Raw genomic sequence first — 14787 nt, 5'->3', positions numbered from 1 at the left:
ATGAACACCTTAAGTACTCTCTTACCCGGCGACCGGATCATCCGTCTGCAACTGCTGATGATTGTTATTGTGCTGGCGCTGTTCTCGCTCACGCTTGGCGGCCGCTTCTTCAGCGCCGGTAATTTTCAGTCGATAGCGACTCAGCTTCCCGTGATGGGCCTGCTGGCGCTGGGTATGGGGCTGACCATGCTCACCGGCGGGATTAACCTGTCGATTATTGCCAGCGCCAACGCCTGCTCGCTGCTGATGGGGGCAATTATCGTTGCGCATCCCGATCAGCCGCTGTTCCTGCTGCTGGCGCTGATCGCCGGTGCGCTGCTGGCTGTGGTGATCGGTACGCTGAACGGCCTGCTGATTGCGGTTATTGGCGTCTCACCCATTCTTGCCACGCTTGGCACCATGACGCTGATCGCCGGACTGAACATCCTGCTTTCCAACGGCGCGGTGATTTCAGGTTTCCCTCCGCTGATCCAGTTTCTGGGCAATGGCGATCTGTTTGGCGTGCCCTTTGCCCTGCTGCTGTTTCTGCTGGTGGCTTTTGCGCTGTGGGTCTTGCTGGAACAGACCACGCTGGGACGCAGCATCTATCTGCTGGGGTCGAACGAGCAGGCTACCCGCTTCAGCGGCGTTAACACGGCCAGGGTTCAGATCACGGTTTATATCTTCTCGGCTCTGCTGAGCTGGGGCGCAGCGCTGCTGATGATGTCTATGTTCAACTCCGCCAAGGCGGGCTATGGCGAGTCCTGGCTGCTGGTGACCATTCTGGCTTCGGTGCTGGGCGGCATCAACCCGGAAGGGGGGTTTGGCCGGGTCATTGGCATGGTGCTGGCGCTTATTGTGCTGCAAATGCTGGAAAGTGGATTGAATTTGCTGGGGGTGAGCAGCTATCTCACGATGGCGCTTTGGGGCGGTGTGCTTATCCTGTTTATCGCGTTACAGAATCGCAGAGGCCGACAATGACAAGTTATTATCTGGGTGTGGATGTAGGAACCGGCAGCGCGAGGGCAGGTATTTTCGACCTTAAGGGACGAATGATGGGTCAGGCCAGCCGCGAAATCGCGCTGTTTCGCCCGCAGGCAGATTTTGTTGAGCAATCTTCCGACAATATCTGGCAGGCGGTATGTCAGGCCGTACGCGATGCGGTTAATCAGAGCAACATCAATCCCGTGCAGATTAAAGGCATCGGCTTTGATGCCACCTGCTCGCTGGTGGTGCTGGATAAAGAGGGAAAACCGCTGACTGTCAGCCCTTCCGGCCGCAGCGAACAGAATATTATCGTCTGGATGGATCACCGTGCCATTTCCCAGGCGGAACGCATTAACGCGACGAAACATCGGGTGCTGGATTACGTCGGCGGTGTGATCTCTCCAGAGATGCAAACGCCAAAGCTGTTATGGCTGAAGCAGCATATGCCTAACAGCTGGCAGAATATCGGCCACCTGTTTGACCTGCCCGACTTTCTTACCTGGCGCGCAACCCAGGATGAGACCCGCTCGCTCTGCTCACTGGTGTGCAAATGGACCTATATGGGCCATGAAAACCGCTGGGATGAGAGCTATTTCCGCCAGATTGGGCTGGAAGATTTGCTTGAGCACGACGCCGCTAAAATCGGGCGCGAAGTAAAAACGATGGGCGAACCTCTGGGCCACGGGCTGACGCAGCGCGCTGCCAGCGAAATGGGATTATTGCCTGGCACTGCGGTCAGCGTATCGATCATCGATGCTCATGCAGGCAGTCTGGGTACGCTTGGCGCGGCCGGGGCATCTGGTGAGCATGCGGACTTTGACCGCCGGATCGCGTTAATCGGCGGCACCTCCACCGGCCATATGGCTATTTCCAAAGAGCCACGCTTTATTAAGGGCGTCTGGGGTCCCTACTTTTCCGCTATTTTGCCCGATCTCTGGCTAAATGAGGGTGGTCAGTCAGCCACCGGTGCGTTGATTGACCATATGATCCAGTCGCACCCCTGTTACGCCACGCTGCGCGATCAGGGCAAAGCCCAGGGCAAAACCATTTACGAAGTGCTGAACGATCTGCTGCGGAAAATGGCAGGGGAGCCGGAAAAGATCGCCTTTCTGACCCGCGATATTCATATGCTGCCCTACTTCCACGGCAACCGTTCGCCCCGCGCTAATCCGAACCTTACCGGGATCCTGACTGGTCTTAAGCTCTCACGCACGCCGGAAGATATGGCGTTGCACTATCTGGCTACCGTTCAGGCCATTGCGCTGGGCGCCCGGCACATTATTGAAACCATGAACCAGACGGGTTACAGCATCGACACGATCATGGCCAGCGGCGGCGGTACAAAAAACCCTGTCTTTGTGCAGGAACACGCCAATGCCACCGGCTGCGCCATGCTGCTGCCGGAAGAGAGCGAAGCGATGCTTCTGGGTAGCGCCATGATGGGCACCGTGGCCGCAGGCGTCTATGAATCGTTGCCCGAAGCGATGAATGCCATGAGCCGCATAGGCAAAACCGTCACGCCGCAAACCAATGAAATAAAACGGTTCTATGACCAGAAATACCAGGTTTTCCGTGAGATGTATCACGACCATATGAAGTATCGCCAGATGATGCAGGAGGCGTGATGGAGAAGGAACACGAAGTTGCTCCAGGCGATGCCGCAAGCCTGAAGGCAAAGGAACATAAAGTCACTCCAGAGCCTGCCGGAAGCACGGTGCTAAAGGAGGAGCAGGCCTGGCAACAGGCGCAGCAAGGCTGGCATACCTGGAGCCAGACGCTGGCGGTGCTGGACACGCAGGTAGATCGCCAGCAGTGGCAGGCGGTGCTGGCGCTTATCGCCGGATGCCGCGGCAAAATTGCGGTAACCGGCGTGGGCACTTCCGGGATCGCGGCGCGGAAAATTGCTCATATGCTGGCCTGCATCGAGCAACCCGCAATCTGGCTCAGTGCGGCAGATGCGGCACATGGCGACAGCGGTTTTCTGCGCCCCGAGGATCTGCTGATTATGCTTTCACGCGGCGGCAACTCTGACGAGCTGACGCGGCTGCTTCCCACGGTTAAAGCCAAAGGGACAAAGCTGGTTTGTGTTACCGAAAATCCCGACTCTGCGCTGGCCAGAAGCGCAGACCAGCTGTTGCTGACGCCACGGGTTGAGGAGATTGACCCGCTGAAGATGCTGGCAACCACTTCCATTATGGTGGTGCTGGCGCTGTTTGACGGCATGATCGCGGGGCTGATGAGTGAGAGCGGCTTTGGTAAAGAGCAGCTGCTGGCTGTTCATCCGGGAGGAAACGTGGGGAAAATGCTGCGGGGTGAGTGAGTTATAGCAGCGGTTTATGCGATGTAAACAAAAACGCCCGCTGTTTCAGCGGGCGTTTTTACGTTGTGGCGAGCAGCGATTACAGCTTGCGCATCACCAGCGTGGCGTTGGTACCGCCAAAGCCAAAACTGTTGGACATTACGGTCTTCAGCTTCTGCTCGGTAGGTTTGGTCACGATGTTCAGGCCCTCTGCCGCCGGATCCAGCTCATCAATATTGATGCTTGGCGCGATAAAGCCGTGCTCCAGCATCAGCAGCGAGTAGATAGCTTCCTGCACGCCTGCCGCACCCAGGGAGTGACCGGTCATGGCTTTGGTAGCAGACATAGCTGGCATAGTGTCGCTGAACACTTCACGGATTGCACCCAGCTCCTTCACATCGCCCACTGGCGTAGAGGTGCCGTGGGTGTTCAGGTAATCGATTGGGGTATCAACGCCAGCCATAGCCAGACGCATGCAGCGCATTGCGCCTTCGCCAGAAGGGGCAACCATGTCCGCACCGTCAGAAGTTGCGCCGTAGCCCACGACTTCTGCATAGATGTGTGCACCGCGAGCCAGCGCGTGTTCCAGTTCCTCAACCACTACCATGCCGCCGCCGCCAGCGATAACAAAACCGTCACGGTTAGTATCGTAAGTGCGGGACGCTTTTTCCGGGGTTTCGTTGTACTTGGTAGAGAGCGCGCCCATGGCGTCAAACTCACAGGACATTTCCCAGCACAGCTCTTCACCGCCGCCAGCAAACACCACATCCTGTTTGCCGAGCTGGATCTGTTCAACCGCGTTACCGATGCAGTGAGCAGAGGTGGCGCAGGCTGAACTGATGGAGTAGTTCACACCGTGAATTTTAAACGGCGTGGCCAGACAGGCGGAAACGCCAGACGCCATCGCTTTGGTCACCATGTAAGGACCCACGCCGCGCAGCCCTTTGGCACGCATACCGTCAACGCTGGCCGCCTGGTAGAAAGGCGAACCGCCGCCGGAACCGGCAACCAGACCCACACGTGGGTTGTTCTGGTACTGTTCGTCGGTCAGGCCGGAGTCTTTTACTGCTTCCAGCATAGAAATGTAAGCATAAATGGACGCATCACTCATAAAACGCAGCACTTTGCGGTCGATGAGGCTGGAAATTTCGTCTTTAGAAAGTTTGACGTTACCCCAGACGTGACTACGCATGCCGGAATCTTTCAGCTCCTGAGCGAAAGTGATGCCTGAGCGTCCCTCACGCAGAGAGGCCAGGACTTCCTCTTGGTTATTACCAATGCTGGAAACGATACCCAAGCCAGTAATCACTGCACGTTTCATTCAATACCTCATTCACTACTTATATTAGGATTCGACAGGCACTTTAGCTTACAGTTGTACGCCGAACAAGTCCGATCAGCGCTTAACTTTTGTAAATTTGCGTGGGCCAGCTCACACCGTTACAATCTCGGCACCGCCTGATAACTGAGCTTTTACCTTGAAAACCACTCCCATCGAGCATGCTGAATTAAGCTGGAACGATCAGGGTACACCTGTATCCCGAGCCTTTGGCGACGTCTATTTCTCAAACGAGAGCGGGCTGGAAGAGACGCGCCATGTGTTCCTGGGGGGTAACCAGCTGCCCGATCGTTTCGCTCATCATTCGCGCGATCTTTTTATTGCTGCCGAGACTGGTTTTGGGACTGGTCTTAATTTTTTAACGCTGTGGCAGGCGTTCGATCGCCACCTAAAAACGCAGCCAGAAGCGAGATTACAACGTTTACACTTTATCAGCTGTGAGAAATATCCTTTAAGCGTCACCGATTTAGCCAGCGCCCACGCCAGCTGGCCTGAGCTGGCTGACTATGCGGCGAGACTGCGCGAACAGTGGCCGGTTGCCCTGCCCGGCTGTCATCGCCTGCTGCTGGAAGGGGGCCGCATCACGCTTGACCTCTGGTTTGGTGATATTAACCAACTAATTCCTGCTTTTGATGACACTCTGCAACAGCAGGTGGATGCCTGGTTCCTGGACGGCTTTGCGCCGTCAAAGAACCCCGATATGTGGACACCCGAGCTGTTTAATTGTATGGCCCGTCTTGCCCGTAAGGGCGCCACCTTTGCCACTTACACTGCGGCTGGCTTTGTACGCAGGGGATTACAGGCGGCCGGATTTAACGTGGTGCGCAGCAAAGGCTTTGGCCCGAAACGTGAAATGCTCTGCGGCACGCTGGACGAGGCGCTTCCCCGTGAAGATCGTCTGCCATGGTACTCTCGTCCCGCTGCCAGAGATGACGATATCGCCATTATCGGTGGCGGCATTGCCAGCGCCCTTCTCTCTCTGGCGCTGTTGCGCCGGGGCAAAAAAGTCACGCTCTATTGTGCCGATCCCCTTCCCGCTCAGGGTGCTTCCGGCAACCGACAGGGTGCGCTCTACCCGCTGCTTAATCAGCATGACCCGGCGCTGGCACGCTTTTTCCCCAGCGCCTTCACCTTTGCCCGCCGGTTATATGACAGCCTTCCGGTAGACTTTGACCACGACTGGTGCGGCGTCACGCAGTTGGGTTGGGATCAGAAAAGCCGGGAGAAAATCGCTAAGCTTTTAACTATGGGGCTGCCCGAAGTGATTGCCAAAGAGGTTTCAACCGCACAGGCAGAAGCGTTGTGCGGCGTTGAAACCGGCTGCGGCGGCATCACTTATCCGCTGGGCGGCTGGCTTTCACCCGGAGAGTTAACGTCAGCCCTGTTTGCGCTGGCCTGTCAGCAAGGGCTGAGCGTTTACTGGGAACATCAGCTGATATCCCTTCAGAATGAGGAGGAGAGCTGGCAGCTCCGGTTCAGCCAGCAGCCAGCACGGCGCCACGGCAATGTGGTACTGGCAACCGGCCACACGTTGGCTTCTTTTGCACAGAGTGAAAACCTGCCGGCCTATGCGGTGAGCGGTCAGGTCACCCATATTCCCACCACAGCGGCGCTCAGCAGACTCAGGCAGGTGCTCTGTTACGATGGCTATCTGACACCCGCTAACCCCGCTAATCAGCATCACTGCATTGGTGCCAGCTATCACCGCGCCGATACTTCAACGGCGTACCGGGAAGAAGATCAGCAGGAAAATCGCGAGCGCCTGATCCGCTGCCTGCCTGAGGCGGACTGGCCGAAGGAGGTGGATGTCAGCGCAGGCGAGGCCCGTAGCGGTGTCCGTTGCGCCAGCCGCGATCATCTGCCGATGTTTGGCCCGCTGCCCGATTATCAACGGACGCTGGAAATCTATGCGGATTTAGCGCAAAAAAGGGAGCAGGCCCCTCCGGCGCCCATCTTTCCGGGGCTTTTCGTGCTGGGCGCGCTGGGATCACGCGGCCTGTGCAGTGGCCCGCTGGCGGCAGAAGTGCTGGCCGCAGAGATGTGTGGTGAGCCGATCCCTCTGGATGCCGATACGCTGGGCGCAATGCACCCTAATCGTTACTGGGTAAGAAAGTTGCTGAAGGGAAAAGCGGTGAAACCCTCTCTCTGAAAGGAAGGCGGCTGACAGAGAAAACTGAGAACCCATGGCTGCTATAAGCGAGTAGCAGACATTGTGCTGTGTTCATTATCCGGTACTTTAGTAGTGAAAGCCGATCGCGCTGAAGGAGGCAAGAGAGCGTACATGGTGGATATTATGTAAATAAGAGCAACTTGAATAAGAGGAATGAAATGATCTGGCTGATTGTGAAATATGCGGTGACCGCTGGGATGGTTGTGCTTATCTCCGAGGTGGCAAAACGAAGCGATCGTCTGGGCGGCCTGTTAGCTGCGTTGCCGCTGATGACTTTTCTGGTACTGATATGGATGAAGCTTGAGGGGCAAACACAGGAGAAGATCGCCAGCCATGCATGGTACACGTTTTGGTACGTGCTCCCGACACTTCCCATGTTTCTCTGCTTTCCTCTCATTTTCCAGCGGGGGGGATTCTGGGTCGCTCTTCTGGTCTCCTGCATTATGACCGTGGTAATTTTTTGGGGGTACGCGCTTGTGCTTCGCCGCTTCGGTCTTGAGCTTATGTGATACATGTTCAGTTAAGAGCTGTTTTTCACCACCTTTTCGCTGGGATTATCCTCTTCCCGTTGATTAAAACAGTGTGAATCGAATAACGACCACTGTTTGCTCAGGCTGTGGAAAACGACTTATTAATCCCTGGTTTAAGCAGTGGCTTTCTATGATCAACCATTCTTGATAAACCTATTAAGTAAGCTGCTTTATCTAATTAAATTAAACCAATACCGTTAAATATTGCTGCATATATGGCTCCCGCTTTAAAGATCAGGGCAGGCATAAGGTGACGATAGAAGTCGCAATTCAATACCCCCAGCGCGAGCTGAGCGAGTTCTACCGGAAGATAAGGGAGCAGCCGTGGCCGCTGGAAGCGGGCCTGCCCGCGATGATCATAAAAAATATGTCTGCTGAGCCGCTGCTCTTTCAGTCCGGCACCTGTAATCCGGGACTTGAGCTGCTTGACGTTTATACTTACCCGTGCTGGTTTCGGTCTGACTTCGCCTTATCCCTGGGTGCTACTGGCCACGCTTTGAGGGAGCTTTTGATGATGGCCAACAGCTCTTAATCCGTTGTGGCACGGCTGAGGATAATGCAGGCGGAATGTGGGCGGTCTGGCGAAGTTATTTAACTATTCTGGCAGCCTGAACCTGAGCAGGATGTCGTCCTGCCTGAACTGTATGGGCTGACGGTCAGAGAGGGAGCGTCTGAAAAGGAAGTTAGTGGCGGATCTGTGCCAGGTCGTCTTCAGTAAGACCAGTCATTTTCATGATGGTGTTGCGATCAAGGCCGTTTTGCAGCATGGTTCGGGCTACTTCAAGTTTGCCTTCAAGTTTACCTTTCTCAACGCCACGTTGTTCTCCAAGCTGGATACCTTTCTCAATACCCTTCTCGATACCCTTCTCTTCAAGTTGTTGTGCGATGGACATAAGTGCGTCTCCATGTTGCGGCACACGCTGTGCCAGCTCGTGAACAAAGGCTTCAGCGTCTGAGGTTTCGCCAGCCTGTACAATATAGTGTACCAGTGATACTACCTGTGATGAAGAAAGATATCCGTCCAGTAAAATAGGCACCAGCCTGTCCACCAGTTCTGCCAGGTCCCGCTGATGAATATGTTTTTGCAGCAGGGTCAGGGCGGCCATACTGCGATGACCTGCGATTTCGTCATCCGGAATGACGGTAACATCCACCAGCGGGAAAGCAGTGCTGTAGAGCCTGCCTGCCAGTTCCGGATCGTCAAACTCATCCAGCCATTGGGTGGAGTACGGATACGGGCTGCGCTTACCGGTATAGAAGAGTACCGGTATTACCAGCGGTAATTTTTTATGGCCTGCCTCCAGATGGCGCTGCATGGCGGCCACCGCATAGCGGATCAGGCGAAAGGCCATATGTTTATCTGGCGTTGACTGGTGTTCGATCAGGACATGAATGTAACCATCACCGGCTGAAGTTTTCAGGCTGTAGAGCACGTCGCTGAAATACTGACGGAGGTCATCCTCGACGAAAGAGCCGGACTCCAGCTTTAGTGTGTTGAGATCGCAGATGGCACGCAGTTCTGCGGGTAGGTGAAGTTCCATGAAATCACGGGCAATATCCGGCTGCGTCAGAAACTGCCGGAACGTGGCATCGTGGGGTGTGGGAGAGCTGCTTTTCTTCATCATCAGTCCGGGTTCCGAAAAATGACCCGGACAGATTATCACAGCCGCCAGAATGCTGGTATTGACAGAGCGTTGTATTACTACTCCTTCCGTCATGGAATGGCTTACTCTCCTGAAATCAGTGCAATAGCTGAATTCAGTTATGTTGCCTCTGGGGTGAACGGCTATAAGTATTGCTGGCTGTAATTCGAATACATTTGCAACCAGGCTTAATAAAGTGCTTGCGCTCAGCGTGCCTGTCAGAACACCAGAGAAGCTGTTTAGCAGGGAAAGGCCGCTCGAGCCGGCACTTCATTCTCCGGGCCGTCAGCGTATCGTTGAAAGTGCCTTTGAGCATTTCGGACTGAGAACGCTGAGATATCTGAGCGGACTGGCACGATGAGTGAGGGATTTCCGTACTATGTCAGGTCACTCTGCAAGGACTCCCTGGCTTAACAGGTTTGATGAGGGAAAGACTGAAAGAGGCTGATGAAGAAGCCAGGCGGCACGGTGGCCGCCCGGTTTCAGACTGGTTTACGGGCTTGCAGGAAAAGATTGTCCCACATGCCGATCACCAGCGCCTGATCGCGCGGCGACAGCTCACCAGCGTGAATGGCGTTTTGCAGGCTCTGTTGCACCTGGATCTGTAGTGCTTCCGGAGTATGTTCACCCTTCTGTTCAATCTCGGCCACCGCCAGCGTCAGATGCCCGCGCAGATAGCCGCTGGCAAAGAGTTCGTCGTCGCTGGCGCTTTCCACCATATCGTCGATCAGAGCCAGAATACGCGCCTCAAATTCATCGATCATACCATTCCTTATCCATATCTTCCCCGCGGTTACAGATCTTCCGGCCAGGGAAACTGTGCCGCCGTTAGCGGGGGTGTTGAGTAATACGAGCAGAGTTCGGTAACAAAACGGGCTGGACGGGCTGGCAGGCCCTTCTCCAGATGCATCATTACCTGAGCATGGACTTTCCGCTGAAACGCGATGCGATCCGGTTCACAATCTCCATTGAGATTGTCACAACTTACATTGAAGGGAAACCCTGCCGCAACACAAAACATCCACTCCAGCGACTGCGGTTTCACTTCCACCGCTTCAAACTGATGCTGGGTCATGGCATCCCGCCCGTCCGGGCAATACCAGTAGCCAAAATCGACCTGCTTACGCCGCTCGCTGCCTGCGATACACCAGTGTGAAATTTCGTGCAGCGCGCTGGCATAGTAGCCGTGAGCAAAGATCACGCGGTGATAGTCAACCTGCTCATCAGCAGGAAGATAGATCGGTTCGTCGTCGCCTTTAATCAGGCGTGTCTGAAAATCCTGAAAAAAGCAGCGGTCAAAAATCTCAATCAGCTGCGAATAGTGATGGGTCTCGTTCATTTTTCTTCTGAAACTCTGAATTGAATTAATACGCTGCACCAGATCCGGGCAGTTCCCTCTGCCGTTGGCCTTTAGCTAAACAGCTGATGGCACCATGCGGCGATGGCCGCGCCGTGGCTCTCATAGAGCAATTTGGCGCTCATTACCGCAGAGACAATCACCACCATCGGACGGATCAGCGTCTGGCCACGGCTCAGCACCATGCGGGCGCCCAGACGGGCGCCGCAAATGGCACCCACCAGCATTACCAGCCCGGTCCCCCATACCACTTTGCCGCCAAACATAAAGAACAGCAGGCCGCCTAAGTTGGAGGTAAAATTGAGCACTTTGGCATGCGCGGTCGATTTCGCCAGGTTATAACCGCACAGGGTAACGAAAGCGAGCGCATAGAACGAACCTGCGCCGGGGCCAAAGAAACCGTCGTAAAAGCCCACGCAGCCGCCCGCAACCAGCGCAAACGGCAGCCCATGCAGACGGCGCTGGCGGTCTTCCTCGCCAATTTTAGGCATCAGCAGAAAATAGAGGCCTATGGTAATCAGCAGCACCGGCAGGATCTGGCGCAGCAGCTCCGCCCGGATATGCTGGATCAGGATTGCGCCGATTATCGCGCCAATAAACGTCATCGCAATATTGAGCTTTTGTTCGCTCAGGTTGACCGCTTTCCTGCGCACAAAATAGAGGCTCGCCGAGAAAGAGCCGCCCACTGACTGCAATTTGTTGGTGGCAATAGCCTGCGCCGGTGAGAGTCCCACGGACATCAGCGCCGGAACGGTAAGTAATCCGCCGCCTCCGGCGATAGAATCAATAAATCCGGCCAGCATAGCCACAAAGAACAGCAGCCCAACCAGCAGGGGGCTGATGACAAACCAATCCATCTTCGGTTCCTAAAGCAGATGTTTATCCAGTAATGCCTGACAGGAAGGCGGCAACGGCGGCGGCTCACGCTTCACCGGCGTACCCGTGCCTGGTTTTGGCGGCAGGAACCAGCTTTCCAGCTCGGCACCACAGCCGTCTCCGGCAGGCGGCACAGGCTGATCCTGGCACTCCAGGCTGCCAGCGGGACAGCGCAGCCGGACATGCATATGCGCCCGATGTCCAAACCAGGGGCGCACTTTACGCAGCCAGTCACGATCGGCACCCGCATCTTCACAAAGCTGCTTTTTAATTGCAGGATTCACGAAGATGCGTGTTACTTCCTCATCTTTCGCTGCAAGTTTAATCAGGCTGTCTATTTCTGGCTGCCAGTGGCGCGCCACCACATTTTTACCGTTGGCGGCCACCAGATCCAGCGGCTGCGGCTTAAGTAACATCTGCGAGGTCCAGCGCGTTTTCGGCAGCTGGAGCCAGATATCGACATCCAGCCCCGACTGGTGGCTGGCGTGACCGCTGCTGAAGCGCCCTCCCGCTGCCATACCCATATCGCCAATCAGCACTTCCCCCAGTTGCAGGTTATGCACCTGGGTGCTGAGACGCTGAATAAACAGGATCAGATCAGGATGGCCGTAATAACGGCGCTGATCCTGCCGCATCACCTGGTAATCAGGAGAATTAAGCGGCAGCGCCTGCGCGCCGACGATACAGCCGTTGGCAAACTGGCCAATCGACTGCGGCGAACCGCTAATCGGCTGGCGAATGGATTGCCATGGCGTGGCCGCCAGAGTGGCGGTAGTGACCAGCAGAGCACAAAGCGCAAACAGCGTCTTTTTCATTCGGTTACCAGCGAGGAATATCCGTGTGCACATCAGCATTCTGAGCACGCTGACGCAGTAAATGATCCATCAATACGATCGCCATCATCGCCTCGGCGATCGGCACCGCGCGGATCCCTACGCAGGGATCGTGGCGACCTTTGGTGATCATCTCCACTTCTTCTCCGAAGCGGTTAATGGTTTTGCCCGGCACGGTAATGCTGGAGGTGGGCTTCATCGCCAGGGTTGCCAGGATCGGCTGCCCGCTGCTGATACCCCCTAAAATGCCGCCCGCATGATTGCTCTGGAAGCCATCCGCACGGATCTCATCACGATGCTGGCTGCCACGCTGGCTGACCACGGCAAAGCCGTCACCAATCTCTACCCCTTTCACCGCATTGATGCTCATCAGCGCATGGGCCAGATCCGCATCCAGACGGTCAAACACCGGCTCACCCAGGCCTGTAGGCACGTTTTCTGCCATAACAGCGACTTTGGCACCAATAGAGTCGCCCTCTTTTTTGAGCGCACGCATCAGCTCATCCAGCGCCTCAATTTTGTCCGGATCGGGGCAGAAAAAGGGGTTTTGCTCGACCTGATCCCACTCTTTCAGCTCGCAGGCTACATCGCCAATCTGCGCCAGATAGCCGCGCACTTTGATGCCATGTTTCAGCGCCAGATATTTTTTTGCAATAGCCCCCGCCGCGACGCGCATCGCTGTTTCACGGGCTGAAGAACGCCCGCCGCCGCGGTAGTCGCGCAGGCCATATTTCTGCTCGTAGGTGTAATCAGCATGACCGGGACGGAATACATCCTTGATTTCACTGTAATCCTGCGAACGTTGATCGGTATTTTCAATCAGCAAGCCAATGCTGGTGCCGGTGGTGACGCCTTCAAACACGCCCGATAAAATTTTCACCTGATCCGGTTCACGGCGCTGAGTGGTATAGCGAGACGTGCCCGGACGGCGGCGATCCAGATCGTGCTGCAAATCAGCTTCCGTCAGCGGAATGCCGGGCGGCACGCCATCAACAATACAGCCAAGCGCCAGTCCGTGAGACTCCCCGAAGGTGGTGACGCGGAAGAGTTTTCCAATCGTGTTTCCGGCCATAATGTCCTCTTTATATTTTTATTAATCTTTATAGATGCTGAAGTGGTGCCGGGCGTCAATAATCTGCTGGCGGGTCAACATAAAGACGCCGTCGCCGCCGTTTTCAAATTCCAGCCAGGTAAAGGGCACGTCCGGGTACTGATCCATCATATGCACCATGCTGTTGCCCACTTCACAAATCAACACACCCTGCTCTGTCAGGTAGTCCGGCGCATTAGCCAGAATACGGCGGGCCAGTTTCAGACCATCGCTCCCTGCGGCCAGACCCAGTTCCGGTTCGTGGCGGAACTCGCCCGGCAAATCACCCATATCTTCCATATCCACATAAGGCGGATTGGTAACTATCAGATCGTAAGGGGTTTTTGGCAACTCGCGGAACAGGTCGGCGCGAATTGGCGTGACCTGGTGAGTAAGACCATGAGCTTCAATGTTTTGCTCCGTCACCGCCAGCGCATCGGTAGAGATATCTACCGCATCCACTTCGGCTTCCGGGAAGGCGTAAGCGCAGGCAATAGCAATACAGCCGCTGCCGGTACACATATCCAGAATATGCGTCGGTTCACCAGAGATCAGCCCGGCAAACCGGTCGTTGATCAGCTCACCAATGGGTGAACGTGGGACCAGCACCCGCTCGTCAACATAAAACTCGTGACCACAGAACCAGGCTTTGTTAGTAAGGTAAGCGACCGGAATACGTTCATTGATGCGGCGAATAACACGTTCGACAATACGGTGACGCTCGCTGGAGGTCAGCCTTGCCGTGCGCATATTTTCCGGGATATCCAGCGGCAGATAGAGGGTGGGCAATACCAGCTGCACGGCTTCATCCCAGGGATTATCGGTGCCGTGACCATACCAGAGATCGGCTGCGGAAAAGCGGCTGACTGACCAGCGCAGCATATCCTGAATGGTGTGCAGTTCACTGACTGCCTCATCAACGAAAATTTTGTCCAATGTGCCCTCCAACAGGCCAAACTCAACTCGGCAGCTAGTTTGCCATGAAGCGGACCATAATTCAGCGCGGCGGCGTGAAAAAGCTGACTTTTGTTTTTTGCCTTAACAACTCAAGGTAGACTGTGGTCAGAAAAGACGACGCTGCGGGACAGTTTGCGCCCGAAAACCCGGATGATGAGAATTCAATGAGTAAAAAACAGCCCCTCAGCGCCGAAGACCAGGCCTTGTTTCGTGGATTAATGACCGGCACCCGCAAGCTGGCACAGGACACTATCGTGCATAAACCGCTGCGGAAGAAAATTTCTGAGGTTCCACAAAAAAAACTGCTCTCTGAGCAGATGGATGCCAGCCACTATTTTTCTGATGAATTTCAGCCGCTGCTGGCTGAAGAGGGTCCCATGCGTTACGTGCGCAGTGACGTCAGTCATTACGAACTCAAAAAGCTGCGCCGCGGGGATTACACGCCGGAGATTTTTCTCGATTTGCACGGATTAACGCAAAGGCAGGCGAAAGCGGAACTGGGTGCGCTGATTGCAGCATGTCGCCGCGAGCACATTTTTTGTGCCAGCGTCATGCATGGTCACGGCAAACATGTACTGAAACAGCAAACGCCTTTATGGCTGGCCCAGCATCCCATGGTGATGGCATTTCATCAGGCGCCAAAACTCTTTGGCGGCGATGCAGCCCTGCTGGTATTGATTGAGATAGAGGAGTGGTTGCCGCCTGAGCTGCCCTGAAGCAGACGACT

General features: G+C 55.3%; 15 protein-coding genes. 7 read left to right on the top strand and 8 right to left on the bottom strand.

Annotation, left to right across the window (positions count from 1 at the left end):
* From AAH450_RS01365 to AAH450_RS01355, 3 genes are read left to right on the top strand one after another with little or no spacing between them, the layout of a single operon-like run.
* Nucleotides 1–960 (top strand): ABC transporter permease, encoded by a 960-nt coding sequence (locus AAH450_RS01365; protein WP_318790809.1) that lies wholly within the window; start codon nt 1–3, stop codon nt 958–960.
* A complete protein-coding gene (locus tag AAH450_RS01360; protein ID WP_342908571.1) occupies nt 957–2591 on the top strand; it encodes an FGGY-family carbohydrate kinase in 1635 nt (544 codons plus the stop codon). The genes AAH450_RS01365 and AAH450_RS01360 overlap by 4 nt, the downstream gene beginning before the upstream one ends.
* On the top strand, nt 2591–3286 hold the full coding sequence (locus tag AAH450_RS01355) for an SIS domain-containing protein (protein ID WP_342908570.1): 696 nt from the start codon (nt 2591–2593) through the stop codon (nt 3284–3286). Before AAH450_RS01360 ends, AAH450_RS01355 begins: the two co-directional genes overlap by 1 nt.
* A 79-nt stretch (nt 3287–3365) precedes the next feature.
* On the opposite strand, the gene fabB is transcribed toward AAH450_RS01355, so the two are convergent.
* A complete protein-coding gene (gene fabB / locus AAH450_RS01350) occupies nt 3366–4586 on the bottom strand; it encodes a beta-ketoacyl-ACP synthase I (RefSeq protein ID WP_342908569.1) in 1221 nt (406 codons plus the stop codon).
* 157 nt (nt 4587–4743) lie between these two features.
* Between fabB and mnmC the strand changes: the two genes are divergently transcribed.
* The 3 genes from mnmC to AAH450_RS01335 all read left to right on the top strand — a co-directional run bounded on the left by mnmC (nt 4744) and on the right by AAH450_RS01335 (nt 7836).
* Nucleotides 4744–6753, top strand: a complete 2010-nt coding sequence (gene mnmC, locus AAH450_RS01345; RefSeq protein WP_342908568.1) for a bifunctional tRNA (5-methylaminomethyl-2-thiouridine)(34)-methyltransferase MnmC2/FAD-dependent 5-carboxymethylaminomethyl-2-thiouridine(34) oxidoreductase MnmC1 — start codon at nt 4744–4746, stop codon at nt 6751–6753.
* 179 nt (nt 6754–6932) lie between these two features.
* Complete coding sequence (locus tag AAH450_RS01340) at nt 6933–7283, top strand: DUF3147 family protein (protein ID WP_342908567.1); 351 nt, start codon at nt 6933–6935, stop codon at nt 7281–7283.
* A gap of 271 nt (nt 7284–7554) precedes the next feature.
* Nucleotides 7555–7836: a hypothetical protein gene (locus AAH450_RS01335; RefSeq protein WP_342909591.1), complete on the top strand. Its 282-nt coding sequence runs from the start codon at nt 7555–7557 to the stop codon at nt 7834–7836.
* 151 nt (nt 7837–7987) lie between these two features.
* Here the strand turns inward: AAH450_RS01335 and AAH450_RS01330 are convergent, their stop codons facing one another.
* The 7 genes from AAH450_RS01330 to prmB all read right to left on the bottom strand — a co-directional run bounded on the left by AAH450_RS01330 (nt 7988) and on the right by prmB (nt 14039).
* Nucleotides 7988–8929 carry an Rpn family recombination-promoting nuclease/putative transposase gene (locus tag AAH450_RS01330; RefSeq protein ID WP_342909545.1) on the bottom strand — a complete coding sequence of 314 codons (942 nt, stop codon included), beginning with the start codon at nt 8927–8929 and terminating at the stop codon, nt 7988–7990.
* Between the two features lie 500 nt (nt 8930–9429).
* On the bottom strand, nt 9430–9711 hold the full coding sequence (locus AAH450_RS01325) for a YfcL family protein (protein WP_318790804.1): 282 nt from the start codon (nt 9709–9711) through the stop codon (nt 9430–9432).
* A gap of 29 nt (nt 9712–9740) precedes the next feature.
* A complete protein-coding gene (locus AAH450_RS01320; RefSeq protein ID WP_342908566.1) occupies nt 9741–10286 on the bottom strand; it encodes an elongation factor P hydroxylase in 546 nt (181 codons plus the stop codon).
* 71 nt (nt 10287–10357) lie between these two features.
* Nucleotides 10358–11161 carry a sulfite exporter TauE/SafE family protein gene (locus AAH450_RS01315; RefSeq protein WP_342908565.1) on the bottom strand — a complete coding sequence of 268 codons (804 nt, stop codon included), beginning with the start codon at nt 11159–11161 and terminating at the stop codon, nt 10358–10360.
* Between the two features lie 9 nt (nt 11162–11170).
* A complete protein-coding gene (gene mepA, locus AAH450_RS01310; protein WP_342908564.1) occupies nt 11171–11995 on the bottom strand; it encodes a penicillin-insensitive murein endopeptidase in 825 nt (274 codons plus the stop codon).
* Between the two features lie 4 nt (nt 11996–11999).
* Nucleotides 12000–13085, bottom strand: a complete 1086-nt coding sequence (aroC, locus tag AAH450_RS01305; protein WP_342908563.1) for a chorismate synthase — start codon at nt 13083–13085, stop codon at nt 12000–12002.
* 21 nt (nt 13086–13106) lie between these two features.
* On the bottom strand, nt 13107–14039 hold the full coding sequence (gene prmB, locus AAH450_RS01300) for a 50S ribosomal protein L3 N(5)-glutamine methyltransferase (protein WP_342908562.1): 933 nt from the start codon (nt 14037–14039) through the stop codon (nt 13107–13109).
* A 185-nt stretch (nt 14040–14224) separates the two neighbouring features.
* Between prmB and smrB the strand changes: the two genes are divergently transcribed.
* The gene (gene smrB, locus AAH450_RS01295) at nt 14225–14776 is read left to right on the top strand and encodes an endonuclease SmrB (protein WP_318790798.1); all 552 of its coding nucleotides are present in this window, start codon (nt 14225–14227) and stop codon (nt 14774–14776) included.
* Nucleotides 14777–14787 lie beyond the last annotated feature (11 nt).

The organism is Erwinia magellanica (assembly GCF_039023495.1).
Classification (GTDB): Bacteria; Pseudomonadota; Gammaproteobacteria; order Enterobacterales; family Enterobacteriaceae; genus Erwinia.
This window is presented reverse-complemented; position numbering and strand designations above follow the sequence as displayed.